The organism is Pseudomonas sp. GW823-FHT02C02, assembly GCF_058797635.1.
In genome coordinates, this window is the sequence record NZ_JBXAJV010000016.1 from 123482 (window position 1) to 146567 (window position 23086).

29 protein-coding genes are annotated in these 23086 nt (G+C 59.4%); 12 read left to right on the forward strand and 17 right to left on the reverse strand.

What is annotated here, in order from left to right:
* Positions 1-250: 250 nt before the first annotated feature.
* Positions 251-610: a DUF6124 family protein gene (locus AC1ROI_RS25340; protein WP_102595578.1), complete on the forward strand. Its 360-nt coding sequence runs from the start codon at positions 251-253 to the stop codon at positions 608-610.
* Between the two features lie 215 nt (positions 611-825).
* Positions 826-1077: a hypothetical protein gene (locus AC1ROI_RS25345; RefSeq protein WP_146013441.1), complete on the forward strand. Its 252-nt coding sequence runs from the start codon at positions 826-828 to the stop codon at positions 1075-1077.
* A gap of 138 nt (positions 1078-1215) precedes the next feature.
* Here AC1ROI_RS25345 and AC1ROI_RS25350 read toward each other — a convergent pair whose 3' ends face one another.
* Together AC1ROI_RS25350 and AC1ROI_RS25355 are read right to left on the reverse strand one after the other, a co-directional pair.
* A complete protein-coding gene (locus AC1ROI_RS25350) occupies positions 1216-1479 on the reverse strand; it encodes a DUF2790 domain-containing protein (protein WP_102595577.1) in 264 nt (87 codons plus the stop codon).
* Positions 1480-1838: 359 nt separating this feature from the next.
* Complete coding sequence (locus tag AC1ROI_RS25355; RefSeq protein ID WP_102595576.1) at positions 1839-2252, reverse strand: ester cyclase; 414 nt, start codon at positions 2250-2252, stop codon at positions 1839-1841.
* A 101-nt stretch (positions 2253-2353) separates the two neighbouring features.
* Between AC1ROI_RS25355 and AC1ROI_RS25360 the strand changes: the two genes are divergently transcribed.
* Positions 2354-3232, forward strand: a complete 879-nt coding sequence (locus AC1ROI_RS25360; RefSeq protein ID WP_010459531.1) for a LysR substrate-binding domain-containing protein — start codon at positions 2354-2356, stop codon at positions 3230-3232.
* A gap of 59 nt (positions 3233-3291) precedes the next feature.
* Here AC1ROI_RS25360 and AC1ROI_RS25365 read toward each other — a convergent pair whose 3' ends face one another.
* The gene (locus AC1ROI_RS25365; protein WP_102595342.1) at positions 3292-5055 is read right to left on the reverse strand and encodes an L-lactate permease; all 1764 of its coding nucleotides are present in this window, start codon (positions 5053-5055) and stop codon (positions 3292-3294) included.
* A gap of 244 nt (positions 5056-5299) precedes the next feature.
* On the opposite strand from AC1ROI_RS25365, the gene AC1ROI_RS25370 reads away from it, so the two are divergent.
* Positions 5300-5536, forward strand: a complete 237-nt coding sequence (locus tag AC1ROI_RS25370) for a hypothetical protein (protein ID WP_010459533.1) — start codon at positions 5300-5302, stop codon at positions 5534-5536.
* A 31-nt stretch (positions 5537-5567) separates the two neighbouring features.
* On the opposite strand, the gene AC1ROI_RS25375 is transcribed toward AC1ROI_RS25370, so the two are convergent.
* Positions 5568-6419 carry a CAP domain-containing protein gene (locus AC1ROI_RS25375; RefSeq protein WP_010459535.1) on the reverse strand — a complete coding sequence of 284 codons (852 nt, stop codon included), beginning with the start codon at positions 6417-6419 and terminating at the stop codon, positions 5568-5570.
* A 166-nt stretch (positions 6420-6585) separates the two neighbouring features.
* Here AC1ROI_RS25375 and AC1ROI_RS25380 point away from each other — a divergent pair, with 166 nt between their 5' ends.
* The 3 genes from AC1ROI_RS25380 (at position 6586) to AC1ROI_RS25390 (ending at position 9314) form a co-directional block, all read left to right on the forward strand.
* Positions 6586-7206: a cell wall hydrolase gene (locus AC1ROI_RS25380; protein ID WP_077750136.1), complete on the forward strand. Its 621-nt coding sequence runs from the start codon at positions 6586-6588 to the stop codon at positions 7204-7206.
* Positions 7207-7313: 107 nt separating this feature from the next.
* On the forward strand, positions 7314-8252 hold the full coding sequence (locus AC1ROI_RS25385; protein ID WP_102595344.1) for a GlxA family transcriptional regulator: 939 nt from the start codon (positions 7314-7316) through the stop codon (positions 8250-8252).
* Between the two features lie 87 nt (positions 8253-8339).
* Entirely contained in the window at positions 8340-9314 is a 975-nt protein-coding gene (locus AC1ROI_RS25390; protein WP_102595341.1) for a nitrilase-related carbon-nitrogen hydrolase, read from the forward strand.
* Positions 9315-9480: 166 nt separating this feature from the next.
* On the opposite strand, the gene AC1ROI_RS25395 is transcribed toward AC1ROI_RS25390, so the two are convergent.
* Genes AC1ROI_RS25395 through AC1ROI_RS25410 form a run of 4 tightly spaced genes read right to left on the reverse strand, consistent with a single transcriptional unit; the run spans position 9481 to position 11670 of the window.
* A complete protein-coding gene (locus AC1ROI_RS25395) occupies positions 9481-10179 on the reverse strand; it encodes a dienelactone hydrolase family protein (protein ID WP_010459541.1) in 699 nt (232 codons plus the stop codon).
* A gap of 37 nt (positions 10180-10216) precedes the next feature.
* Positions 10217-10840, reverse strand: a complete 624-nt coding sequence (locus AC1ROI_RS25400) for a glutathione S-transferase family protein (RefSeq protein WP_010459543.1) — start codon at positions 10838-10840, stop codon at positions 10217-10219.
* A gap of 53 nt (positions 10841-10893) precedes the next feature.
* Positions 10894-11409, reverse strand: coding sequence for an HvfX family Cu-binding RiPP maturation protein (locus tag AC1ROI_RS25405; protein ID WP_102595340.1), 516 nt, complete (start codon positions 11407-11409; stop codon positions 10894-10896).
* A gap of 57 nt (positions 11410-11466) precedes the next feature.
* Complete coding sequence (locus AC1ROI_RS25410; protein ID WP_010459547.1) at positions 11467-11670, reverse strand: HvfA family oxazolone/thioamide-modified RiPP metallophore; 204 nt, start codon at positions 11668-11670, stop codon at positions 11467-11469.
* A gap of 393 nt (positions 11671-12063) precedes the next feature.
* On the opposite strand from AC1ROI_RS25410, the gene glsB reads away from it, so the two are divergent.
* The 4 genes from glsB (at position 12064) to AC1ROI_RS25430 (ending at position 15757) form a co-directional block, all read left to right on the forward strand.
* A complete protein-coding gene (gene glsB, locus AC1ROI_RS25415; RefSeq protein WP_010459549.1) occupies positions 12064-12972 on the forward strand; it encodes a glutaminase B in 909 nt (302 codons plus the stop codon).
* 84 nt (positions 12973-13056) lie between these two features.
* The gene (locus tag AC1ROI_RS25420) at positions 13057-14559 is read left to right on the forward strand and encodes an aldehyde dehydrogenase family protein (RefSeq protein WP_102595339.1); all 1503 of its coding nucleotides are present in this window, start codon (positions 13057-13059) and stop codon (positions 14557-14559) included.
* Between the two features lie 74 nt (positions 14560-14633).
* On the forward strand, positions 14634-14981 hold the full coding sequence (locus AC1ROI_RS25425) for a BON domain-containing protein (RefSeq protein WP_077750141.1): 348 nt from the start codon (positions 14634-14636) through the stop codon (positions 14979-14981).
* Positions 14982-15133: 152 nt separating this feature from the next.
* Positions 15134-15757, forward strand: a complete 624-nt coding sequence (locus tag AC1ROI_RS25430) for a DJ-1/PfpI family protein (protein WP_010459555.1) — start codon at positions 15134-15136, stop codon at positions 15755-15757.
* Positions 15758-15853: 96 nt separating this feature from the next.
* Here AC1ROI_RS25430 and AC1ROI_RS25435 read toward each other — a convergent pair whose 3' ends face one another.
* From AC1ROI_RS25435 to cynS, 3 genes are all read right to left on the reverse strand, one after another.
* Complete coding sequence (locus AC1ROI_RS25435) at positions 15854-16513, reverse strand: carbonic anhydrase (protein ID WP_010459557.1); 660 nt, start codon at positions 16511-16513, stop codon at positions 15854-15856.
* A gap of 34 nt (positions 16514-16547) precedes the next feature.
* Positions 16548-16784, reverse strand: coding sequence for a DUF2790 domain-containing protein (locus tag AC1ROI_RS25440; RefSeq protein ID WP_102595338.1), 237 nt, complete (start codon positions 16782-16784; stop codon positions 16548-16550).
* Between the two features lie 85 nt (positions 16785-16869).
* A complete protein-coding gene (gene cynS / locus AC1ROI_RS25445) occupies positions 16870-17337 on the reverse strand; it encodes a cyanase (RefSeq protein ID WP_010459558.1) in 468 nt (155 codons plus the stop codon).
* Positions 17338-17459: 122 nt separating this feature from the next.
* Here cynS and cynR point away from each other — a divergent pair, with 122 nt between their 5' ends.
* Positions 17460-18356, forward strand: a complete 897-nt coding sequence (cynR, locus tag AC1ROI_RS25450; RefSeq protein ID WP_102595337.1) for a transcriptional regulator CynR — start codon at positions 17460-17462, stop codon at positions 18354-18356.
* On the opposite strand, the gene AC1ROI_RS25455 is transcribed toward cynR, so the two are convergent.
* From AC1ROI_RS25455 to AC1ROI_RS25480, 6 genes are all read right to left on the reverse strand, one after another.
* Entirely contained in the window at positions 18342-18644 is a 303-nt protein-coding gene (locus tag AC1ROI_RS25455; RefSeq protein ID WP_077750146.1) for a hypothetical protein, read from the reverse strand. The two genes, cynR and AC1ROI_RS25455, sit on opposite strands and share 15 nt — an antisense overlap.
* Before the next feature lie 131 nt (positions 18645-18775).
* Complete coding sequence (locus tag AC1ROI_RS25460; protein ID WP_102595343.1) at positions 18776-19105, reverse strand: hypothetical protein; 330 nt, start codon at positions 19103-19105, stop codon at positions 18776-18778.
* A 220-nt stretch (positions 19106-19325) separates the two neighbouring features.
* Positions 19326-19478 carry a hypothetical protein gene (locus tag AC1ROI_RS25465; protein WP_007946257.1) on the reverse strand — a complete coding sequence of 51 codons (153 nt, stop codon included), beginning with the start codon at positions 19476-19478 and terminating at the stop codon, positions 19326-19328.
* Between the two features lie 145 nt (positions 19479-19623).
* Positions 19624-20127 (reverse strand): GNAT family N-acetyltransferase, encoded by a 504-nt coding sequence (locus tag AC1ROI_RS25470; protein ID WP_010459564.1) that lies wholly within the window; start codon positions 20125-20127, stop codon positions 19624-19626.
* 50 nt (positions 20128-20177) lie between these two features.
* Complete coding sequence (locus AC1ROI_RS25475) at positions 20178-20807, reverse strand: glutathione S-transferase family protein (protein WP_010459566.1); 630 nt, start codon at positions 20805-20807, stop codon at positions 20178-20180.
* A gap of 116 nt (positions 20808-20923) precedes the next feature.
* Entirely contained in the window at positions 20924-22873 is a 1950-nt protein-coding gene (locus tag AC1ROI_RS25480; protein WP_083376966.1) for a DNA topoisomerase III, read from the reverse strand.
* Positions 22874-23086 lie beyond the last annotated feature (213 nt).

Here is a 23086-nt window from a genome sequence, read left to right on the forward strand (position 1 = left end):
TAACTTGAGTCCTGTCACTGCACATCAGTGATCGGGTTTCGCAGCCCGGGTAATCTCTAGACGCACAACGTCTACCGCTCATGAGCAGACGCTTCTTCAGGTCTGTCATTCATGTCATGGCGGCTGTGCGTGGGAGGCCTTACGGTCTGCCGGGTTCCTAGAGTCCTGGTCTGCGAACCCGCGTACAGTTGCCACCTTTTTATCGTTTCGCAGCGAAGGGTGGCAGCTCCATTTCTCTAGGAGTTTCACCATGTTCAAAGTCACACCAAACCCGCCGGACACCGATCCGGTTTCCCCATACGAACCTGATTCAAAGAAGCTCAACGAGGCCGCCGAGCGGGCTCTCGACTTCCACTTCCCGTCGAATGCCGACATCAAAGCCACCCCGCGAACACGTAGCACGCTGTTTTCCGTAGACCCGGAGGCCACGGCCGAAACACTGGCGGTTTATCTGGTCGAGACATTGGCCTCGGTCGATGTGATGGTGCACCAGTTGGTGGATCATCTGGAGGGTGAGTCTCGCTACGCGCTGCTGGGTATTTCCAATAGCATCATGGTGGCGGAGATCACCGCGAACCGGGTGTTGGATAAGATTGATCTGCCCAAGTAGGTGCCGTCTGCTTGGGTTAGTGGGCTGTGCAGTGGTGCCTTTTTTGGGGCTGCTGTGCAGCCCACGTGGCGATGCGGCGTTCTGACAAGCCAGTGGCTAATTTTTAATAAAAGGTATCTCGAACAATTATTAAAAACTGTCAGATCCTACAGGTGTATATCCCTTCTCGCGGGCACACCATCGAGCTTCCTAAATGTGCTAGTGGAGCAATTAATATGTTATCTACAAAATCCTCGTTTGCTGGCTTTTCACTTGTAGCTGCCTTCGCTTTGACGACGCAACTCAGCATGGAGGGGCTCTCATCCTCGACTGATATGGCGCCGAAAAATGATGGCGGTAATTATAATATTTCGGAATATTCGGAGATGCTCGGAGTGTCACATGACAAGGAGAAAGATATTGGCTCAATCCCAAGTACGCCTGCAATGCTGTTGGCGGACTGTGATTTGCCATGGGACCATTGTTAAAGTGTATCTTTCACGGTGTGCTGATTTTGCGGTTTTTAGTATGTCTTAACGCCAATGTAAAAAAGACCCGCTGATGCGATGCACCAGCGGGTCATTTGCTTTGCCGTTCAATGCGGCTTTTGTTTTACAGCCCCTCATTCAGTTCTGCTCTTCGCAGGCTTGGGCCATTTTGAAGTAGGTGAAAGCCTCGACATTCCCGGAGTCGTCCAGATACGTGAGTTTGGCGTTGACCACTTCGCAATTGGCGGAGCGAGGCTCCTCAAGGGAAATGACCTTGGCCACGTGTATCGGCATGCCGTAGTGATAAGGCTTGGCGGGTACGTCGGGCGTGTCCGCCTGGGCGTAACCGGTGAACGCGGCAATGGTTAGCGTAGTTGTAGCCAGTAATGTTCGAATGTTCATGATGTGCTTCCTGTCGTGATGATGAGTGTGAGCAACGTCTGCCGTCTGGCAGGCTCGGGTCATTCTGGAGATACAGCGCTCTATGCGAAATTCCCCATAGGCTCACCTCACATGTGAATAAATACGCATGTGGTTTTATGTCGTAAGTTGCAGCGCCGCCCAATAAAGATGACTTCGGATGTCCATCACCACTTCAGGTGGTCGCGCACCGTGTGGGGGCGTGAGGATCTGTAGAAGCAAGATGAATAACGTCGTCGATGTCATTTTCAATTCAACCAGGGTGCTCCCTCCGAGCGCGTTGCGTGGACGCAAACAAAGGGAGCTGAAACTCTGCAGTTGGCAACTTGAAACGTTGAAGTTCAGAGCCCGATCAAATCGCGATGAACTTCCAGCGAATTACGCTCAACCCAGTTATGCGCCAGCAGCCCGTCCGGTCGAACTTCCCAGACCGCAGTGCCGAGCATTTCAAAGGGGCTGTTACACGTGCGGCCACCAATAAAGCCCTGGTTCTTTCCGGCCAGTTTCCAGCGGGAAGCAACGCGAGTGCCTTCGGCGTTCTGAAACGTCTCGATACTGCTGAATTCGAAGTCTTCGATCTTCGACAGAAAGACACCGATCCATTGAATAAAGGCTTCGCGGCCGACGATATCCATACCGCCAGACGTGATCACAAAGTCTTCGGCTACAAAGCGCGCTGCGGCTTGCGGGTCCTTGGCTTGCCAGACTTCGCGCCAGAAACTTTCAACAATATCTACTGCTTTATTGACTGCCATTTTCGAACGCCTCGTATTGGTTTGAGTACGATGTTCGGCAATTGCTATCTAGAACACAAGCGCATAAATTTAATGGCATCCAGTAGAAAGGCGAATCCATCATGCAAGCCAGCGACCTTGAGATCGACCTGCTTCGGGCGTTTATCGCCGTGGCGGAGACCGGCAGTTTCACTGCTGCTGCCGAGGTGATCGCGCGGTCGCAATCGGCAGTGAGCCAGAAGATCATCCGGCTGGAGGAGGTGCTTGGTTTTCGTGTCTTCGAACGCACCAGCCGCGCCCTGACCCTGACCCCGGACGGCGAGCGACTGCTGGCAGGCGCACGCCGAATGATGGTGCATTTCGACACCTTCATGCGGGACATCAAGGCGCCGGCGACCGTCACCCTGCTGCGCTTGGGGATCTCGGAAAACCTCGTGCCGACCCAGCTGCCCAAGCTGCTGTCGCGCTTCACCCAGTTGTATCCAGACATTCAACTCGAACTCACCACAGGCTTGAGCGACGACCTGCTCACCGACTACGAAGCCGGGCTACTGGACGTGGTTATTTCCAAGCGAAAATTCAGCTCCGGCACCACGCGAGGCCGAGTCATCTGGCGTGAGCCGCTGGTGTGGATTGCCGCGAAAGATTACCAAATCGAATCGTCGAAACCGGTGCGGTTGGTGATGATGCGACCGCCCTGTGCGTACCGCGCCATTATGATCGAAGCCCTGGCCACGGTCGGGCGGGAATGGGCATCCGCGTGCCTGGCCAGCAATTTGATGGGGGTGCAGGCGGCGGTTGCGGGGGGGTTGGGGATTACGGCGTTGGGAACGTCATTTTTGCAGGAAGGGATGCGCATACTGGAACCGTCGCAGAAGTTGCCGACTTTACCCAGCACCGAGGTGGCGGTGATTGGTGATGATGTTCGGACTCAGCATCTGGTGCAGCCGTTGGTGTCGTTGCTGACCGAGGGGTTGATGTCGGGCGGCCGTCTGACTTGATCCGCGCGTTTTCAAGCCCTGACCCGGGCGACTCGCCCGGGTCTGGGACCTTTTGACGTCTAGTGTCCGCCCACCACCATACTGCTGAACGGCGCCACATAAGCCTGCAACGTCACCAACCCACCGACCAAGATCGCCAGCACAATCGAGTGGAAGAACACATATCGCAGAATCTCCCCTTCATGCCCGTACCAGCGAGTCGCCGTGGACGCGACCACGATCGACTGGGCGTCGACCATTTTGCCCATGACCCCACCGGAACTGTTGGCTGCGGCCATCAGCACCGGGCTGATGCCCAGTTGCTCGGCGGTCACTCGTTGCAAGCCGCCGAACAGCACGTTGGAGGCGGTGTCGGAGCCGGTCAACGCCACGCCGAGCCAGCCCAGGAGGGTGCCGAACATGGGGTAGAAGATGCCGGTCGCGGCGAAGGCCAGGCCCATGGTGGCGTCGAGGCCCGAGTAGCGCGTGAGGAAACCGAGCGCAAGCATGGCCACGATGGTGATGAGTGAGTAACGCACCACCCACAGCGTTCGCAGGTATTGGCGGGCCAGTTGCGGGATGGAATAACCCATCAGCAGGCCGCCGACGATGGCCGCCAGGAGGATGCCGCTGCCGGTGCTGGTGAACCAGGTGAATTTGTAGACCGCTTCCTCGGTTTTTGCCGCGGGCACCACGGGCGGCACCTTTTCGATTTGCTGGTGAATGGTGGTGAAGGTCACGATCGGGGCGAAGATCGGGTTGGCTTCGCGCATCGGTTTGCCCTGAGGGTCGAGCTTGGCCGAATTGGTGGCCGGATCGATTGCCGGACGGGTATCGAACATGTTCTTGAAGCCCTGGGTGCCCCAGGCGAACACAAACACGGTGAGGATGATCCACGGCATCCAGGCGCGCATCACCGCCGGTTTGGCATCGCTGGCGAAGGTCCCGCTGGCCTCGGGTTTTTGCTGATGTTCCTCGTCGATCTTCGAGTTGTCGACGCGCCCGGACAGGGCCGCCGAGGTGTGGATCGTGGCCGGTTTCCAGACCTTGAGGAAACCGGTCAGGCAGGCCATGGATATCAGCGCGGCGATCACGTCCACCAGCATCGGCCCGTGGTAGTTGGACACCAGAAACTGCGGCACGGCGAAACTGACCCCGGCTACCAGAATGGCCGGCCAGATTTCCAGCATTTTGCGCCAGCCGGCAAAGGCCCAGATCAACCAGAACGGCACGAGCACCGAGAAGAACGGCAACTGCCGGCCGACCATCATCGACAGCTCCATTTCATCCAGGCCGGTGACCTTGGCCAAGGTGATGATGGGCGTGCCCAGTGCACCAAACGCCACGGGCGCGGTGTTGGCGATCAGCGCCAGGCCTGAGGCGGCCAGCGGCGAGAAGCCCAAGCCGATCAGAATCGCCCCGGTCACCGCCACCGGCGTGCCGAACCCGGCAGCCCCTTCAAAGAAGGCGCCGAAGCAGAAGGCGATCAGCAGCAGTTGCAGGCGTCGATCGTCGGTGATGCGCGCAAGGGAATCCTGAAGCACTTTGAACGAGCCGTTTTCGGTGGTCAGCCGGTGCAGGAAGATGATGTTGAGGACAATCCAGCCAATCGGCAGCAGGCCGTTGGCGGCGCCGTAGAGTGCCGCCGAGCCGGCCATGTCCGCGGGCATGCCGAAGGCAAAAATGGCAATCAACAGCGCCGAGCCAAGGGCCAGCAAGGCTGCCAGATGTGCCTTGATATGGAAAAACGCCAGGGATGCCAGCATCACCACCACCGGCACCGCCGCCATGATGGTTGAAAGCACCGGGTTACCAAAGGGATCGTAGATTTGCTGCCAGACCATGTTCCACCTCTGCTTTTTATTGTTGGTAGTGCAGGCCCCGGACGGGGTTGGTGGCATGGAGTATAGGTGGCATTACGCCGCTGTCCTGTGAGGTTTGTCGGCGTTAATACCTTGTATCAGTGTCCAGTCCTGACCCGGCCGATCTTCTACTACGCTCAGAAAGAATGACGGCGCGAGCCCCGAAGCCAGGGCTTGCGCGTCCAATGCTCTGGCCCGATCCATTCACCACGAGAGGGAGACAGCGATGACTGAACGCCATGAGGAACACAAGGAAACGCTATCCAACGGATGCAGGATCGACGTGAAAGCCGAGATATTGAGGGACGGCTCCCTGAAGATGTTCATCGGTGTTTACCGGCCGGATGGCTCGGTCATAAAAGAGGACAATGACCCGCGTCCGCATCTGTTGGACATGGAGGATGCTTTGGCCTGGGCAGTTGAAAAAGCCAAAGACATCGGTAACCGCCAGCACACGTTGTGAGAGCGGTGAACCACCGCTCTGACCATCGCCTTTATTGCGTACCAAACATGGCTGTCCAGTAAATCCCGGCGTCACTCTTTGGATCAACCGCATAGGCCGCGCCCAGTTCGCGGAACTGTGGGTTCATCAGGTTGGCGCAATGCCCGGGGCTGGCCAGCCAGCCATCGACGACCTTGCGCGGGGTGTCTTGCCCGGCAGCGATGTTCTCGCCGATTTCCTGATAGGTGTATCCCGCCAGTTCAGCGCGATCCCCCGGTGTGCGACCGTCCTGGTCCTTGTGGTCGAAGAAATTGTTATTCGCCATGGCCCGGGTATGCGCTTCGGCCGCGGCCGCCAACGTCGCATTCCAGGCCAGCGGCGTGGTCGCGGCAAACGGTTGGCCGCCGCACTGGCGCGGCTGGGCGCGGGCGGTATTGAGCAAGCCCAGCAACTTCTGGCCCTCAGCCGCGGCGTCACCCATGCGCGCGGTCAATTGCGGTCGCGCGAGCACAATGCGCCAGTCGCGACCCTGGTGGCTGACACCCACGTCGATGAATTGCGGGTTCAGCACGACCTGGCAGAAGCTCTCCTTGATCGCCGTCATGGCGGACTGTGCATCACGCGGTCCGGACAACATAATCGCTTGCACGTTGGTCATCGGGTACGACGCTTGAGCCATGGCCTGCTGCAAGTCGACAGCTCCGCTGGGTGACAGGTTCAGGCGCGAATCGCTCGTCAGCGGCGGCAACACCGATGACGCCTGACCGGCGCAACGCTGTACCTGGCTGCGGTAAACGTTGATCGACTCGACCAATTGCGTTTCTTCGCTGGCCACAGCAGTGGCGGCGAACACCAACCCCAGTGGCAACACGGCAAAACGCAGAGCGGATGACAGGACGCGCATGGAAATCTCCCTTGAATTGACTGCGCCCATGATGCGCGATTCCACCCCATGCCGCGCAATGCCTTTTTGCGCTTTGTTGTCCGGCGGTTGACATGATTTGGCTACTACACTGAAGCCAAGTCGCCAAACGGGCGCTTCCCTCGACGCCAAACAGAGTGTCTCCATCATGTCCTTCAAATGGTCCGTTGCGTTTCTCGTGGTTACCCTTGTCGCAGGCCAGGTTATTGCCGACGACCAGCAGCAAAAAAAAGAAGTGGCTGAAGACAAGGCTCAGGTGCTTGAGCAAAAAGCCGCGGACAAGAGCGCCGATGTACCGGTGCCTAAATCCGAGGCGATCACCCAATCCGAAGTCCAGGCCGTCGATCCTGCCGGCAAGTCTCCGCTGGACGATGCAATAACCTGCATGGCCCGCTCCATCTACTGGGAGGCCAAAGGCAAGGACACCGACGACATGGCCGCCGTCGCCAACGTGGTCATGAACCGCCTCGGCCACGCTGGTTTCCCCGACACCGTGTGTGCGGTGGTCAAGCAAGGTTCAGAGACCAAGAGCTGCCAGTTTTCGTGGTGGTGCGACGGGCGCCCGGACACCGTCCAGGAAGAGACGCAATATGCCCTGGCCAAGGAAATCGCGCGCAAGGCGCTGAACAAGCAGCTCCCGGATCGCACCGGTGGCGCGATGTATTTTCATGACCGCACGGTGAAACCGGACTGGGCCAAGGAGTACATCAAAACCGCTGAAATCGGGATGTTCCGGTTTTATAAACCGCATGATGGTTCGGCGAAGTAGGTCCAGGCCATATCCTTATTTGACCAACGACTGGTTCCATTTCGAAGGAGGCAGGGTTCTACTACGATGGCTTGAAACACGTCATGCCACGTAATCGGACAGCCGCCATGCACAACATCGGACTCATCGTTTACCCCGGTTTCCAGGTGCTGGGCCTGGCCATGTGCGCTACCTTCGAGTTGGCCAATATGGCGGCCGACGAGCCGGTGTACAGCATTGCGCTGCTGTCGGAGCAGGGCGGCTCTGTAATGACGTCGGCCGGTTTTGGCGTGGAAACCCGCGCGTTTGACGAGCGTTCCTTCGATACGCTGCTGGTGATGGGGGACAACCTGATCCGGCCGACATCACCGGGCATGGTTAAGTTTTTGCGCAACGCCAGCCTGACCACCCGACGCCTGGGCTCGATCTGCACCGGCGCGATTGTGCTGGCGGAGGCGGGTTTACTGGATGGTCGGCGGGCCACGACTCACTGGTGTCATGCGTCGGCCTTGCAGCGGGCGTACCCGAAAGTGAAGGTCGAAGAAGACTGCATCTTCATCAATGACGGCAATATCTGGACCGCAGCGGGCATGAGCGCTTGCGTGGACCTCGCACTGGCGCTGGTGGAAAAGGATCTGGGCGCCCAGGTCGCACGTGTGGTGGCCCGGCAATTGGTGGTTTATCACCGTCGTGCGGGAGGGCAGTCGCAGTTTTCGGTGATGCTCGAACTCGAGCCCAAGACCGATCGCATCCAGGCCGCGTTGACCTATGCCAAACACAACCTCAAATCAACGCTGTCGGTCGAAGAGCTGGCCAGCGCAGCCAATCTCAGCCCACGGCAGTTCAGCCGGGTTTTCCATGCCGAAACCGGTCAATCCCCGGCCAAAGCCATCGAAAACCTGCGGGTGGAAGCCGCCCGGCTGATGATGGAAACCGGTCGGCACTCCATCGATGTGGTGGCCAGCGACACCGGTTTTGGTGATCGCGAGCGTATGCGTCGGGCGTTTATCCGGGCGTTCGGGCAGCCGCCGCAAGTGATCCAGCGCGCCAATCGGATCATGTCCTGAAAGGTGGTGTATTCGACATTTAAGACAAAATATGACTGCCGTAATCTAGATCTCGTTGAAGCCGTTTCCCTCAGTGAGATCACCACCATGACCCTCGTCAAAGCTGCCGCCGTACAAATCAGCCCAGTGCTCTACAGCCGTGAAGGCACCGTCAATAAAGTCGTGCAGAAGATTCTTGAACTCGGTGACCAAGGCGTTCAGTTCGCCGTGTTCCCGGAAACCATCGTGCCGTACTATCCGTACTTTTCTTTCGTGCAGGCGCCGTTCGAAATGGGCGCCGAGCACCTCAAGCTGCTGGATCAGGCCGTTACGGTCCCTTCGGACGCCACCGATGCCATCGGCGCCGCTGCCAAACAGGCCGGCATGGTCGTGTCCATCGGCGTCAACGAACGTGACGGCGGCACGCTGTACAACGCGCAGTTGCTGTTCGATGCCGATGGCACGCTGATCCAGCACCGGCGCAAGATTTCCCCGACTTATCACGAGCGGATGATCTGGGGCATGGGCGATGGCTCCGGGCTGCGCGCTGTCGACAGCGTGGTAGGGCGCATCGGCCAACTGGCGTGCTGGGAACATTACAACCCGCTGGCCCGTTACGCCTTGATGGCCGATGGCGAACAGATTCATGCCTCGATGTACCCGGGGTCGTTTGCCGGTCCGCTGTTTGCCTCGCAAATGGAAGTCAACATTCGCCAGCATGCCCTCGAATCGGCGTGCTTTGTGGTGAACTCCACAGCCTGGCTCAACCCTGAGCAACAGGCACAAATCATGGCCGACACCGGTTGCCCTATCGGTCCGATTTCCGGTGGTTGCTTCACGGCAATCATCAGCCCGGATGGTGTGGTGTTGGGCTCGCTGCAGGAAGGCGAGGGAGACGTGATCGTCGACCTCGACATGGGCCTTATCGACAAGCGCAAACGCATGATGGATTCGCGCGGCCACTATAGCCGCCCGGAGTTACTCAGCCTGCTGATCGACCGCACGTCGACGACCCATATGCATGAGCGCGGTGCTCATCCGCAGGTGCCAGTGATCGATGCTGTGGAAGAGATCAACCGCTGATTGGCTTGAGACCGCTCCGCCCCCTTCGCGTACAGATCATGCGCCATATCAAAATGGGCGCATGAACTGTAGGAGCAAGGCTTGCCCGCGAAGAGGCCATCACAGTGGCAGACAAAAAAGGGACTTCCACGAAGCAATGGAAGTCCCTTTTTTTCACATTTTGTCTTTACAACTCCTGCCCCAAAAAGATCAACGTATTGCCATGGGCCTCAGCCGCCGCACGCTGGTTGTAACTGTCGCGATGCGAGCAGTTGAAGCCATGCTCGGCCTCCGGGTACACGACGATTTCCACGTTGTCGTTGTTGTCGAAACGCTCGGCGATTTTCTCCACCGCTTCCAGGGGAATGTGGCTGTCCTGTTCACCGAAGTGCATCAGCAACGGCACCTCGATTTCATCGGCGCGGTCCAGATGGTTCTGGATGCCGCCACCGTAGTAGGCGATGGCCACATCCACCAGGCCGTTAGTGGCGGTGAGGTAGGACAGCAAGCCGCCGAAGCAATAACCGATGGAAGCGATGCCGCCGTCCAGGCCCGGTTGCGCATCGAGCGCTTCGATGGCCAGTTTGATGTCGTCCTGCGCCTTATCGATGTCGGTGGCGTTCATCAGCTCGACGGCGCGTTTCCAGCCCGCTTCGTCGTAACCCAGTTCGATACGGTGGCCGTTGCGCCAGAACAGGTCCGGCGCAATCACCAGGTAACCATCGGCGGCGTATTGCTCCGCGACCGAGCGGATGTGTTCATTCACGCCGAAGATCTCCTGGATCAGCACGATCCCCGGACCTTTGCGAGTATGCGGAATCGCCAGGTAAGCGCCGAAGGTGCCTTCGTCGCTGTCGATCTCGATCCATTGGGTGGTTACGCTCATGGTGGCTCCTGTCTACGCAAGTGAGTGGGATTGAGGCTTATTTCGGCTGCGTGGCCTTGTAGCTTGGCAGAGACTGCATACGTTTCCACCATCCGTCGAAACCGTCCACCGAAAACACCTGTGGCGCATCCGGCGTCATCGCGATGTAGGCGCAGCCCGGTGCCAGGTAAAAGTCACCGATACTGGGTTCAAGACCGGCGATATACGGATCGGTGCCTTTTATTTTCATCAGCTCGCGCAACACCCGTTTCGAATGTTCGATCCCTTTGCGGCGCGCCTCTTCATTCTGACCGCCAATGAAGTCAGGAAAAAGATGGTAGCCGAACACTTGCACCAGGTTGCCATAGCCATAGGCATCGTAGATGCCTTGGGCCATGTGAGTGCGAGCGCGGTCGTGGGCGTTATCCGGTGTGATGGACGGCCCGGGCAGGACTTCGTCCAGGTAGGCGATGATCGCGCCGGTTTCGATGACCCGGAAGCCGTCATGGTCGATGACGGGCACTTTGCCGAAAGGGTGCCGCACCAAATGTTCCGGCAGATGCGGCTCGCCTTTGATCACATTGACCTGCACCTGGTCGAAGTCCGCGTCTTTTTCCGCAAGCAGCATTTTCACTGTGCGCACATAGGTACTGCCGTCAAAACCGTAGAGAGTGAGGCTCATGGCGATTGCTCCGTTTTCAAGGGAGTGGAGGACGCGCCCGAGACTCTGGTCGGTCAACGGTTATGGCGACGCCAGAAGAATCGAGCCAACAGTGCATCCAGGCTGAGCTTGCCGGCACCCGAGAGCAACAACGGCATCATGGCGGCGAGGTAGATCAGCGGCAGCTTGAAGTTGCCGTGACCCTTGTTGCTGATGGCGTAACCCTGGGCAAGCTCACTCAATGTAGACCAATCGGCCGGCCAGTGAACGGCAGCGGTCGCGACAATCGTGACAACGATCAGAATGATGGCCGACACCCGCGTCCCGAAGCCGACCAGGATGGCCAGGGCGCAAATCAGCTCCGCCCACATCGACAGTTCCCAGTTCAGCGTGGCCGGCACGTGGTTGAACGGAAACGGGAAGGCGTCCTGGATGTCGGCGAACCAGTTCTCGCCGTTCCATTTTTCCAGGCCCGACTCGAAGAATTCCCAGGCAATGAACAGCCGCAGCGTCAAAGGCGCGAGCCAGCTGCCGGCACGATCAAGGTTTAGGTGCAGGCCTTTCACGGCCGATGAAAGTGAGGTGGTCATGAGCGTGATCTCCGTTCAGTCAGGAAGGCGGGGCAGCGGTTGCCCCGCGTAATCGGGTTACTCGCTGGCGCCGCACTTACCCTCGCCGCACTTGCCTTCAGCCGGTTTTTCCGCGGTATCGGCCTGGGCTTGGCTGTAGCCGTGGGCCAGTTGTTTCATGCTGAACGCTTCGGATTCGGAAGCCGAAGCCGCATTGGACAGGGCCAGGCCACCGGCGATGATCAGGCCGAGGGTCAGGGAAGAAGTCGAGAGCTTGAACATGGTGATACTCCGTAGCGTTGAGTGAGTTGAGCGCTTTGATCGGCTTGGCCAATCGACACGCACAGTTCATCAAGCGGGTGTATCTGCGATGTGTCTTTGGTGCGGGGTTTTATGGATGGGGTGTGTCACAAGGGCGTCTGTACACACTCCGATACACGGCCCCGACACCTTGAGCCTGTGCAAACCCCCTGTGGGAGCGAGCCTGCTCACGATAGCGGTGTGTCAGACACCATCAATGTCGACTGACAGGCAGCTATCGCGAGCAAGCGCGCTCCTACAGGGGGGATGGGGGATGTTGAGATTGTGGTCGGGTCATCTGTGATCCGGCGCTCACCAACAGCGTCTAGCCTCCGTGTCCCCGCAATCCCACGGGGCGTGACTTCGGAACCCGGCATGCAAGCGCTGTTGAACGAGATCCTTGACGCCGTCCGGCCGCTGATCGGTCAGGGCAAGGTGGCTGACTACATTCCCGCCCTCGGCACGGTGCCGGCCAATCAGTTGGGCATTGCCGTGTATGGCAACGATGGCGAGCTGTATTGCGCGGGCGATGCCGATACACCGTTTTCGGTGCAGAGTATTTCCAAGGTGTTCAGCCTGGTGCAGGCCATCGATCACTCCGGCGAGGCGATCTGGGAACGCCTCGGTCACGAGCCTTCCGGGCAGCCGTTCAACTCGCTGGTGCAGCTGGAATTCGAGCGCGGCCGCCCACGCAATCCCTTTATCAATGCCGGTGCACTGGTGATCTGCGACATCAACCAGTCACGTTTTGCCGCGCCAGCGTTGTCGATGCGCGACTTCGTCCGTCGCTTGTCCGGCAATCCGCAGGTGATGGTGGACGGCAAGGTCGCCGAATCCGAATACCAGCACCGCGCGCGCAACGCGGCCATGGCCTACCTGATGCAGTCGTTCGGCAATTTTCACAACGACGTCGAGGCCGTGTTGCGTAGCTATTTCAGCCATTGCGCGGTGCGCATGAATTGCGTGGACCTGGCCCGGGCGTTCTGCTTCCTGGCCAACGACGGGTTCTGCAAACACAGCGGCGAACAGATCCTTACCGCGCGCCAGACCCAGCAGGTCAACTCGATCATGGCCACCAGCGGGCTGTACGACGAAGCCGGCAACTTCGCCTACCGCGTCGGCTTGCCGGGCAAAAGCGGTGTGGGCGGGGGAATCGTCGCGGTGGTGCCGGGGCAGTTCACGGTGTGCGTCTGGTCACCGGAACTGAATGCCGCCGGCAACTCGCTGGCCGGCATGGCGGCGCTGGAATTGTTGAGCCAGCGAATTGGCTGGTCGGTGTTCTGAGGCATTCGGGCCTGAGCGGTTAATGACGCTCCCTGGATTTTCCTATACATTTTCCAGCCGCCCACTGCATGGTGAAACCGCTTCATGTCTCTTGCGCTCGAACGTCTAGTCGCTGGCACGCCGATCCCTTTTGCCGGTAATCGTGTCACTGTCGTCAGCCCCGAACTGGCCGCGCGCTTTCAGCCCGGGGACCATTTGCTGGTCGAGCAGGTCAGTGGCGAGTTGTTGCTGATCCCGGTGGTTGACCAGCAAGCGGCCGCCGTCGCCATCGAGCGCGCCGAAGCGGCGTTCGGTGCGCTGTCCAGCGTCCCGGATCAGGCGATCAGTGCGTTCTTCGATCTGTTTGCCCAACGCCTGGAAACCCCCGAGTGCTGGGCCTTGATCGAGGCCGCCAACCTGGCCGACATCGAACGCGCCAAGGCCCGCGGGCGTTCCACCACGCGACTGCTCGCCGATGAACGCATGCGCCGCGACATGATCGCCGGCCTGCGGGCCTGGCGCGATGCGTCGGCGACTCGCGGCAAGGTCATCAGTTGCGTCGAGCACGACGGCTGGAAGGTCGAGCAAGTGGTGTCGCCGCTGGGCATCGTCGCGTTTGTGTTCGAAGGCCGGCCGAATGTGTTCGCCGACGCCGCCGGTGTGTTGCGCACCGGCAACACCGCCGTGCTGCGCATTGGCAGCGATGCGTTGGGCACCGCTCAGGCCATCGTCACTCACGCATTGAACCCGGCACTCAGCGACGCCGGTTTGCCGAACGGCGCGGTGTCCTTGGTGGAAAGCGTCAATCACGCCGCCGGTTGGGCGATGTTCGCCGACCGTCGTTTGTCGCTGGCCGTGGCCCGGGGTTCGGGGCGGGCGGTCAGCCAACTGGGCAGCATCGCCCAACAGGCCGGCACCGCTGTCAGTCTGCACGGCACTGGTGGCGCCTGGCTGATCGCTGACAAAGACGCTGATGCCCAGCGCTTTGCCGCCGTGGTACGCAATTCACTGGACCGCAAAGTCTGCAACACCTTGAACGTCTGCCTGATCCAGCGCGACCGCGCCGCTGAGCTGGTGCCGTTGTTTCTCGACGCCCTCCAGCAGGCGGGCACCGCCCGGGGCCAGGGTTGCAAGCTGCACATCGTTGAAGGCAGCGAGTCGTGGTTGCCGACTGAATGGCAAACCGGCAGCGTTGAGGTGTATCGCGCCGAAGGCTACCAGACCGAGGCACTGGCCGAACCGTTGCCCGAGGAGCAGTTGGGCCGCGAGTGGGAATGGGAAGAGACGCCGGAAGTCGGCCTGAAGATCGTCGATGACCTGGACAGCGCCATCGCCTTGTTCAATCGCTACAGCCCGCAGTTCACCGTGTCGCTGATCAGCGAAGACGGGGCCGCACATGAGCGTTTCTACAACGCGGTCAACGCGCCGTTTGTGGGCAACGGAATTACCCGCTGGGTCGACGGCCAATATGCGCTGAACAAGCCGGAACTGGGGCTTTCGAACTGGGAGAGCGGTCGCCTGTTTGCCCGCAGTGCGATTCTTTCGGGAGACGGGGTGTTCACTATTCGCAGTCGCATGACCCAGACCGATCTGTCGGTCAAACGCTGACATTCCTGGCACAGGCAACGATCGCACTATAATTAAGGTGTGTTTGCGTCTGTGTCTTGAGTGAGGGCTGCGTCATGAAACTTCATTCTTTTCGGCATTACTCCCACGATCTGGAAACGGTCGTGCACGACACATGGATCACCGGCCGGGTGAAGTCGGCCCTGGCGTTGGCCGAACCCAGCCTCGGCCTGCAGATCCATGTCAAAACCCTTGCGGGTACGGTGGCGTTGAGCGGTCGGGTCAACACCCATAAACAGTGTGAGCAGGCTGTTGCTCTGGCCCGTTCGGTGCCGGGCGTCGTCGAAATCGATGCCAGGGATTTGCGGACCCACGTGTTCACGCCAGGCAGTAATCCGGTTCCCCCCAACGCCGAAGAAACCGCCGAGCGTCGGCCATCATCGTCAGCAAAAGACGATCACTGATCAGGGCGACCTTGTGAGTGCAGCGCTCCCGTGAACCGGGAGCGCCTTGGTGTGGGCATTTCAGCTCGAACAACAATGGATTGCGTTTTTTGGGTGTTCTCTCGCTGGAAGCAAAGGCGGATGATTGGCCGTTCCCCAGAGAGGTATACCCGATGAAACGTGTCCTCATGTTGTTGGCCAACGGTGTCGAGCCACTGGAAATGGCGGCGTTCACCGATGTGCTCGGTTGGGCCAATCTGCTTGGCGACCAACCCGTGGAATTGATCAACGCCGGCCTCCGACGGAATATCGTGACGACCTTCGGGTTATCGTTCAATCCGGCTCATTTATTGAGCGAGGTGGATCTCGACAGCTTCGACGCGTTGGCATTGCCCGGTGGTTTCGAACCCTCGGGCTTCTACGAAGAGGCCTTGAGTGAGCCGTTTCTGGCGGTCATCCGGCACTTTGTCGCGGCCGGTAAAACCGTCGCCAGTGTCTGCGTGTCGTCGGTGTGCCTGGGCGTTGCCGGGGTGCTGAAAGACAAAGATGCCACGACCTATCACCAGGTCGGTGGCAAGCGCAAAAACCAGCTGGTTGAAACCGGCGCCCGTTTCGTCGACTGGCCTGTGGTGGTGGATGGCCGCATCATCACGTCAAGCGGCCCCGGCACGGCAACGGAAGTCGCCTTCGTGCTGCTGGAACAACTGACCAGTGCTGCAAATGCGGCGGATATCCGGCAGAAAATGCGTTTTCCAACACCGTCTCGCCAGTGGTATGAAACGCCGCAAGTGCCTTGATCCGGCACGCCCTTCATTTGCCTCGTACATCCAGGGAACCGCTTTAGTCGAGCGCATTCGTCGCGCTCGACCTTCCAGGTTCTGCCACCCATCCCATCAAGCAGCTTCGACGGCTTTGCCATACACGGCGCACGTGGTCGGGTGTTCGGCCAGTGACACAAAGCGGCGACTGCCGGCCTCCAGGGCATCGATCGAACCGGTCTCGATGTCGTAGACCCAGCCATGCAGGTTCAACTGACCTTTTTCCTGGGCCAGGCGCACGCTCGGATGCGTCTGGATGTTGGCCAGTTGCGCGATGACGTTCTCCCGGACCATCGAACTCACCTTCGCCGCGTCATCGGCGTGAGGGCGGGATTCGTTGATGACCTTGGCGGATGCAGCGTGTTGCAACCAGCCACTGACGGCGGGCAGGTGATCCATGCATGTGCACTTGGCGATGGCGGTCATGGCGCCGCAATCCGAGTGGCCACAGATCACAATGTCAGTCACGCCGAGCACTGCGACTGCATATTCGACCGTGGCCGAGACACCACCCGGGTGTGGGCTGTAGGAGGGCACGATGTTGCCGGCGTTGCGGATCACAAACAGTTCTCCGGGTTCTTGCTGGGTCAGCAGTTCGGGGACCACGCGGCTGTCGGAACAGGTGATGAATAACGTGCCGGGATGCTGGGTGGTGGCCAGGTGTTTGAACAGGTCGGTGCGTTGCGGGAACGCTTCGTTCTGGAACTTCAAAAAACCTTCGATGAGCGCTTTCATGGTGACGTCCTCATAAGTGATGAACAGGGGCTACTCAGCTCGAGCAACCGGTTCCGAATTCGCTGAATTGCAGAATGTGAGTGGTGCCTTTGGAATCCTGGTACGTCATTTCCACCGGGACCACGCCGCAGACATCGGCGGTCGGGGTGATTGCCACGACGTGGGCGATGTCCAGGCTCATGCCGTATTGATAGGCAACGGCTGCGTCCTGGGCTTGAACCTGGGCCGATACGCCCGCGATCAACGAAAAAGCCAGCATCATTTTTTTCATGGGGCATCCTCCAGACGAGTGTGGTGGCTGACAAAGTGTGTGGGGTGTTGGGTCTGGCCCGCACCGGAGTGCGGACCGGTTCAACTTAGAAAGGACGCAGGGGCAGGAACTTGCCGTCGAGGGTGATGACTGCGCGGTGGCCGCCTTCCGGGTCTTCGACTTTCTTCATGTCCAGCTTGAAGTTGATCGCGCTGATGATGCCGTCGCCGAATTGTTCGTGAACCAGGGCTTTCAACGTGGTGCCGTAGATCTGGATCATCTCGTGGAAACGGTAGATGGTCGGGTCGGTTGGAACGCCTGAGAGGCTGCCGCGCAGCGGGATGATTTGCAGGCGGGCCACGGCGTCGGCGTCCAGGTCCAGTTTTTCGCCAACCACTTTGGCGGCTTTTTCTGGCAGCGGGTGTTGGCCGAGCAGGGCGGCGGTGACGTAGGCCAGGCTCAGGCCGGTGCCCTCGGCCATGTCTGCGAAGGACAGGTTTTTGCGCGCTTTGGCGTCGAGGATTTTGGCGGTCAGCTCGAGACTGGTGTCGTTGTAAGCGTGGGACTGTTGCATGGTGTTTCTCCTATCGGGGTTGTGTTGCTTGGGTGTGAAGCAATCTTCTGCCGATTGATCCATAGCGTCCAAGACCGATATACAATGCGTTGCATAAGTACTGCCTATAGATGGTGAGCCCCATGCTGCTGCGACATCTGCGTTACCTGCTGGCGGTTGCCGACCACGGCGGCTTCACCCGCGCCGCCGAGGCGCTGCACGTTTCACAACCGACCCTGTCCCAGCAAATCCGCCAGCTTGAAGAAACCCTGGGCGTGAGCCTGTTCGACCGAACGTCGCGCACGGTCAAGCCGACCGATGCGGGCCAGGCCTACATCGAGTGTGCACGTCGGGTATTAGTGGAACTGGAAGCCGGCAAACGGGCGCTGCATGACGTGAAGGATTTATCGCGCGGCACCTTGCGCCTGGCGATGACGCCAACGTTCATGGCGTATCTGGTGGGGCCGTTGGTGCGCGATTACGTGGCGCGGTATCCGAACATCCATCTGCAGATTTTCGAGTTGTCGATGGACGACATCGAGGCGGGGCTGGTGGATGACTCGCTGGACATCGCCATCGCGTTTACTCAGGTGAGAAACGCCGACATCGAATCGATCCCGGCGTTTACCGAAACCCTGGGGGTGATGGTGGGACGGGATCACCCGCAATATGAACGGCGAGCCGCGTTGTCCGCTGAAGAGGTGGCGCAGTTGGATTTTGCGCTGCTGGCCCCGGACTTCGTCACCCGCACCCGCATCGATGACTATTTTGCGCAGGAGCAGATCACGCCGAAGGTGGTGATTGAGGTGAATTCGGTGAGCACCTTGCTGGAGGTGATTCGGCACACGGCTATCGCCACCATTCTTCCCGAACCGATTGCCACCCAGGACCGGGCACTGCGCAAAATTCCGTTGCTGGGGGACGCGCCTACACGCGGGGCGGCGCTGCTTCGACGCAAGAACAACTATCACAGCGCGGCGTCGGTGGCGTTCATGAATCTGGTGTTGGGCGCGGTGGCGACGGAGTCAGTCGTCCAGTGATTGGCAGATGCCATTGGGGGCTTTGCCCGTGGAGCTCACGGTCACCGAGTCGTCATCGGCGAGAATGATCAAGATCGTGACGCCCGAACCCTTGGCTTCAAAACTGCGCTCGTTGATGGCTTTGGTAACGGCATCTTTGTCATTGATTGTTACCGGACCTTCCTGATCTGCATGGACGGCAATATTGCCGGGGCAAATCACATCAAATGAAGGAAGGTTGGGGATGCTGTCTGCGTGGGCAACATTTGCCATTGTCAGTAACAGCAGGGTTGTCAGGGCATTTTTCATCGCAAGTCTCCATGGGCACAGCAGCGAATACGCTTAACGATAGCTGTATTTACTGCGCACGAGACAAACAAAAAAAGGCCCCGCTCGATCATACGAGCGGGGCCTTATTTTGAGGAGCAGCGGGGGGGATATCAGTAGAACCGGTCAATCACCCGAACTTCGTTCTGGTTCTGCATCGAGGCCCACGCCTGTTTCAGCGTTTGCAGAACATTACCGATGAAGTCCTCGTCGGCCGCGGCTTTCTTGCCGACATAGCCTTGGCCGCGACGGTACATCTTCAGTCGTGCCAGCAGGTTCTGGTTGTTCTGGTCGAACTCCGCTTCATGGGCGTGTGGCGACAGGCAATCGATATGAACCTGGCCCGATTTGCTGATCCACAGAATGTGGCTGTCGTGGCTGTCTTTTTGCGCAGCGAAGATACGAGCCAGTTCATCGATAGTAGGTTGATTGTTCAGATTCATAATATGCCCCTTGACCATTTGGTGATCTTTCAAAGTTGATTCGCTAATACAGGTAGCCCATCGGTTAGTTGATCCCTGGCACCGAAACCAGGACGTCAGCGGTCAGCCGTCAATTCGACGGGGTCTCGCGTCTGTTGCATGTAGTCGTGTTGAATAACTGCTACGCAATAGCGTCACAACGAAGAGAAGCAGCGAAAACCTGGAGGCCACCGCCGACTTTTTAGGGTCGGCCACAAGCTTCATGAGGATTGATCGCCAGCGCTTCTCGTCCTTGTACTGGACGTTCGGGCCAGGTCAGCTTCTTCAATCTGCCTTGTGGGCAGCGTGTATCCGGGAAAAACAGCTCGGCGGTCAGACGAGCTTGCTCAAACATGTTGCTGTACTCCCGATCGGGGAGATGTCTGCATCATGCAAGGGCAAATCGGAGGCGTCAACCGTTATGTAGTGATTATTTTTAGTCACTACATATTGTCGGACAAAGCGCTTTGGAATTAAAAAGCAGCGACGCAACGCCCGGGTCAGGACGATGGCAGCAGATGTTGGAAGCGATAGAAGGTGCAGGGATAACCGTCTACCGACCGTTGATGCAGGGTGAATTCATCGCCTGCGATCTCGGGCATCACCTTGGCCCAGAAGTGCCGTGCAGGCAGGTTCGCGTCGATGTGGAAAATCTGCCATTGACCGGGGAACCGGCTCAAGAGGGTGGACACGACAAACTTCGCGACACCTTGGCCACGAAAGCGTCGGCTGACAAACAAGTAGCCGATGTTGTGCTCGGCGCCGTCGATATGCGTGTCGTCGTCCACGGTCACGAAACCGGCGAGTTCACCGTCCACCTTGATCAGAAATGGCTGGGTCCCAGGCTTGCGCCAGTAATCTTGGTTGGATCGGATGTCGAAAAAACCGTGCTCGCCGAGTTTCAGCGGTAGAAACTCGCTGAAGTCATGCATGTAGAACTGCATCAGGTTTTCAATCGTTTCCAGTTCGTCGCGGTGTGCGGCATGCAGTTCTATCGAGGGCATGCTGGGTTTTCTCCAGATCGAAGGGCCGTCCGTGGCTCTTTCGGGATCACTCAGTGCGGAGCGAAGTCGTATGTCCCACCCGTCTTCAACGCCGCGGCGTAAGCAGGACGTGCCTGGAAGCGATCAACCCAGGCCGCTACATGAGGGTAGTTGCCCAGCTTGCCCTGGGCGCGGGCAATCTCGCCGATAAAGCTCATCTGGATATCGGCGGCGCTGAATTCGTCACCCAGCAAATAATCGGACTGGCTCAAGGCCGTGTCGAGGTAGCCAAGGTAGTTGGCCACTTCGGAGTTGATACGCGGATGCAGTGGCGCACCGGCTTCACCCAGACGCCCGACGTACAGGTTCAACATCAGCGGCAGCATGGCCGAGCCTTCGGCGAAGTGCAGCCACTGGACGTATTCGTCATAGGCGGGGGTAGACGGATCGGGTTGCAGGCGCCCCTGGCCATGACGACGTATCAGGTAATCGATGATCGCAGAGGACTCGATCAATTTCTGCGCGCCATCTTCGATGACCGGCGATTTGCCCAGGGCGTTGATCGCTTTCAGTTCCGGCGGTGCCAGATTGGTTTTCGGGTCGCGCTGATAGCGTTTCAGCTCATAAGGAATGGCCAGTTCTTCAAGCAACCAGAGAATCCGCTGGGAGCGGGAGTTGTTGAGGTGGTGCACGATAATCATAAACAAGATTCCTGTAGCAGCTGTCGATTGAAACGAGGCTGCGATGCCGTTTCAGAAAATGGGGCCATCGCCGGGCTTGAAGAACACTAGACCATTACGGTCCGTTCGAAGTGCCCTCAAGCTTTACTGGCCGGTTTCGCCGCGCGTTTGGCGCCTGTCGACGGCTTGCGCTTGGCGGGCTTTCGTTTGTTTTTCCACGGAGTGGCGCCACGACCGGCCGGGCTCGCCGGCCCGCTGATGGTCAGGCTCAGGCCGGCGCAACGGGCGACCTGTTTGCTCATCCACGCGGCCTGTTTGGTGACGAATTCTTCCAGGCCCATCTCGCCGCTTTGCACCATGTCCAGCGCCTGTTCCCAGATGGCCGTGGTGCCGGGGTCGGCGATGGCGCGCGGCACCGCATCGATCAGGCTGAAGGCCGCCGGGGTCGCGGCCAGGGCCTTGCCGTTCTTGATCAGGTAACCACGGTCGAGCAGGCCCTGGATGATCGAGGCGCGTGTCGCCTCGGTGCCAATGCCGGTGGTGTCCTTGAGCTTCTGTTTGAGCAGCGGGTCTTCCACCAGTTTGGCGACGTTCTTCATCGCTTTGATCAGGTCGCCTTCGGTGAATGGCTTGGGCGGTTGCGTCCAGAGGTCCTTGAGCTTCACGTCGGCCACCGCGCAGTCACGCCCTTCGGCCAATGCCGGGAGTGTTTGCGGTGCAGGTGCCTCGCGACCCTTGGCCGGGGCGAGCGCCTCGGGCAGGGCGCGTTTCCAGCCGGGCTCGACGATCTGCTTGCCGACGGCGCGCAAGGCTTCACCGGCGCAGTCGAAGTCGGCCTGGGTGCGGTCGTATTCATGGTTGGGCAGGAACTGCGCCAGATAGCGTGCGCGGATCAGGGTGTAGACCGCCCGTTGCTTGCCCACCAGTCGATCGAGATGCTTGGCCGCCGCCGTCGGGATGATGCCGTGGTGAGCCGTGACCTTGGCGTCGTTCCAGGCCCGTGAACGGCGCTGTGGCTCCAGGTGATCGTTCAAGGCGTTCAGGGACGGATCGGCCTGCCGGAGCGCGGCGAGAATGCCCGGGGCTTCACTGTGCTGGCTCAGCGGCAGGAAACCGCAATCGCTGCGCGGGTAGGTGATGACTTTGTGGGTTTCGTAGAGCGCCTGGGCGATGTCGAGGGTTTCCTGGGCGCCGAGCCCGAGCTTCTTCGAACAGACTTCCTGCAACGTGCCCAGGTCGAACGGCAACGGCGCGACTTCACGCATTCGCTCGGTGCGCAACTTGATCACCCGGGCACTCGCCGCGCTGCTGATGGCCGCAGCCGCTTGCTGGGCCAGCGCCTGATTCAGGCAACGATCCTGATCGTCACAGACGTCGGATGCCGCGCGCCACTGGGCGGTGAACGCCGTGCCGTCATGCAACAGCTGCACGTCGATGGCCCAATAGGCCACCGGTACGAAATCGGCAATGCTGCGGTCACGATCCACCACCAGCCGCAAGGTCGGTGTCTGCACCCGGCCCACCGGCAACACGCCCTGATAACCGGACTGACGGCCCAGCAACGTGAACAAGCGGCTCATGTTCATCCCGATCAACCAGTCGGCCCGGGAACGTCCCAGCGCCGAATGATAAAGGCTGAAAGTTTCGGCTCCCGGTTTGAGCGCCGCCAGCGCCTTGCGTATCGACGCATCGTCCAGCGCCGACAGCCACAGGCGCCGGATCGGCCCGCGATAGCGGCAATGCTCGACCAGTTCCCGGGCAATCATCTCGCCCTCACGGTCGGCGTCAGTGGCAATCACCAGTTCATCCGCCTCGCCCAGCAAGCGTTTGACGGCCTTGTACTGGCTGGCCGTGCGCGGTTTGACCGTCATCTTCCATTTTTCCGGAATGATCGGCAGATCCGCCAGCACCCAACGCTTGTAGCGCGCGTCGTAGGCGTCCGGCGGCGCGGTTTCCAGCAGATGGCCGATGCACCAGGTCACCGTGACGTCCGTTCCCAGCCAGCAACCGTCGCCCCGACGCTTGGCGCCGAGCACTGCCGCGATGTCTTTGGCCTGGGAAGGTTTTTCACAGAGGTACAGCTGCATAACCACCATCGTTCATCAAGTGTGCAAGAGGCGCACAGAATGGCGGGTGATGAGCAAGGGATCAATCATTATCTGTATGGATGTACAGCAAAGCTGTTGCGTTTGTTTGCGCCAGTCAAAACGGCCCGTTCGGCTGCGAGGCCGTCGTGCTGACGAAATTTGGGTTATACCTGACATTCGCAGTCTCAGGTTTCGGGGCCGCTGCGCGACCCA

Bases quoted from the DNA above. Each gene is read 5' to 3' on its own strand.
- AC1ROI_RS25340 (WP_102595578.1), top strand. From the start codon at position 251: ATGTTCAAAGTCACACCAAACCCGCCGGACACCGATCCGGTTTCCCCA.
- AC1ROI_RS25345 (WP_146013441.1), top strand. From the start codon at position 826: ATGTTATCTACAAAATCCTCGTTTGCTGGCTTTTCACTTGTAGCTGCC.
- AC1ROI_RS25350 (WP_102595577.1), bottom strand. From the start codon at position 1,479: ATGAACATTCGAACATTACTGGCTACAACTACGCTAACCATTGCCGCG.
- AC1ROI_RS25355 (WP_102595576.1), bottom strand. From the start codon at position 2,252: ATGGCAGTCAATAAAGCAGTAGATATTGTTGAAAGTTTCTGGCGCGAA.
- AC1ROI_RS25360 (WP_010459531.1), top strand. From the start codon at position 2,354: ATGCAAGCCAGCGACCTTGAGATCGACCTGCTTCGGGCGTTTATCGCC.
- AC1ROI_RS25365 (WP_102595342.1), bottom strand. From the start codon at position 5,055: ATGGTCTGGCAGCAAATCTACGATCCCTTTGGTAACCCGGTGCTTTCA.
- AC1ROI_RS25370 (WP_010459533.1), top strand. From the start codon at position 5,300: ATGACTGAACGCCATGAGGAACACAAGGAAACGCTATCCAACGGATGC.
- AC1ROI_RS25375 (WP_010459535.1), bottom strand. From the start codon at position 6,419: ATGCGCGTCCTGTCATCCGCTCTGCGTTTTGCCGTGTTGCCACTGGGG.
- AC1ROI_RS25380 (WP_077750136.1), top strand. From the start codon at position 6,586: ATGTCCTTCAAATGGTCCGTTGCGTTTCTCGTGGTTACCCTTGTCGCA.
- AC1ROI_RS25385 (WP_102595344.1), top strand. From the start codon at position 7,314: ATGCACAACATCGGACTCATCGTTTACCCCGGTTTCCAGGTGCTGGGC.
- AC1ROI_RS25390 (WP_102595341.1), top strand. From the start codon at position 8,340: ATGACCCTCGTCAAAGCTGCCGCCGTACAAATCAGCCCAGTGCTCTAC.
- AC1ROI_RS25395 (WP_010459541.1), bottom strand. From the start codon at position 10,179: ATGAGCGTAACCACCCAATGGATCGAGATCGACAGCGACGAAGGCACC.
- AC1ROI_RS25400 (WP_010459543.1), bottom strand. From the start codon at position 10,840: ATGAGCCTCACTCTCTACGGTTTTGACGGCAGTACCTATGTGCGCACA.
- AC1ROI_RS25405 (WP_102595340.1), bottom strand. From the start codon at position 11,409: ATGACCACCTCACTTTCATCGGCCGTGAAAGGCCTGCACCTAAACCTT.
- AC1ROI_RS25410 (WP_010459547.1), bottom strand. From the start codon at position 11,670: ATGTTCAAGCTCTCGACTTCTTCCCTGACCCTCGGCCTGATCATCGCC.
- glsB (WP_010459549.1), top strand. From the start codon at position 12,064: ATGCAAGCGCTGTTGAACGAGATCCTTGACGCCGTCCGGCCGCTGATC.
- AC1ROI_RS25420 (WP_102595339.1), top strand. From the start codon at position 13,057: ATGTCTCTTGCGCTCGAACGTCTAGTCGCTGGCACGCCGATCCCTTTT.
- AC1ROI_RS25425 (WP_077750141.1), top strand. From the start codon at position 14,634: ATGAAACTTCATTCTTTTCGGCATTACTCCCACGATCTGGAAACGGTC.
- AC1ROI_RS25430 (WP_010459555.1), top strand. From the start codon at position 15,134: ATGAAACGTGTCCTCATGTTGTTGGCCAACGGTGTCGAGCCACTGGAA.
- AC1ROI_RS25435 (WP_010459557.1), bottom strand. From the start codon at position 16,513: ATGAAAGCGCTCATCGAAGGTTTTTTGAAGTTCCAGAACGAAGCGTTC.
- AC1ROI_RS25440 (WP_102595338.1), bottom strand. From the start codon at position 16,784: ATGAAAAAAATGATGCTGGCTTTTTCGTTGATCGCGGGCGTATCGGCC.
- cynS (WP_010459558.1), bottom strand. From the start codon at position 17,337: ATGCAACAGTCCCACGCTTACAACGACACCAGTCTCGAGCTGACCGCC.
- cynR (WP_102595337.1), top strand. From the start codon at position 17,460: ATGCTGCTGCGACATCTGCGTTACCTGCTGGCGGTTGCCGACCACGGC.
- AC1ROI_RS25455 (WP_077750146.1), bottom strand. From the start codon at position 18,644: ATGAAAAATGCCCTGACAACCCTGCTGTTACTGACAATGGCAAATGTT.
- AC1ROI_RS25460 (WP_102595343.1), bottom strand. From the start codon at position 19,105: ATGAATCTGAACAATCAACCTACTATCGATGAACTGGCTCGTATCTTC.
- AC1ROI_RS25465 (WP_007946257.1), bottom strand. From the start codon at position 19,478: ATGTTTGAGCAAGCTCGTCTGACCGCCGAGCTGTTTTTCCCGGATACA.
- AC1ROI_RS25470 (WP_010459564.1), bottom strand. From the start codon at position 20,127: ATGCCCTCGATAGAACTGCATGCCGCACACCGCGACGAACTGGAAACG.
- AC1ROI_RS25475 (WP_010459566.1), bottom strand. From the start codon at position 20,807: ATGATTATCGTGCACCACCTCAACAACTCCCGCTCCCAGCGGATTCTC.
- AC1ROI_RS25480 (WP_083376966.1), bottom strand. From the start codon at position 22,873: ATGCAGCTGTACCTCTGTGAAAAACCTTCCCAGGCCAAAGACATCGCG.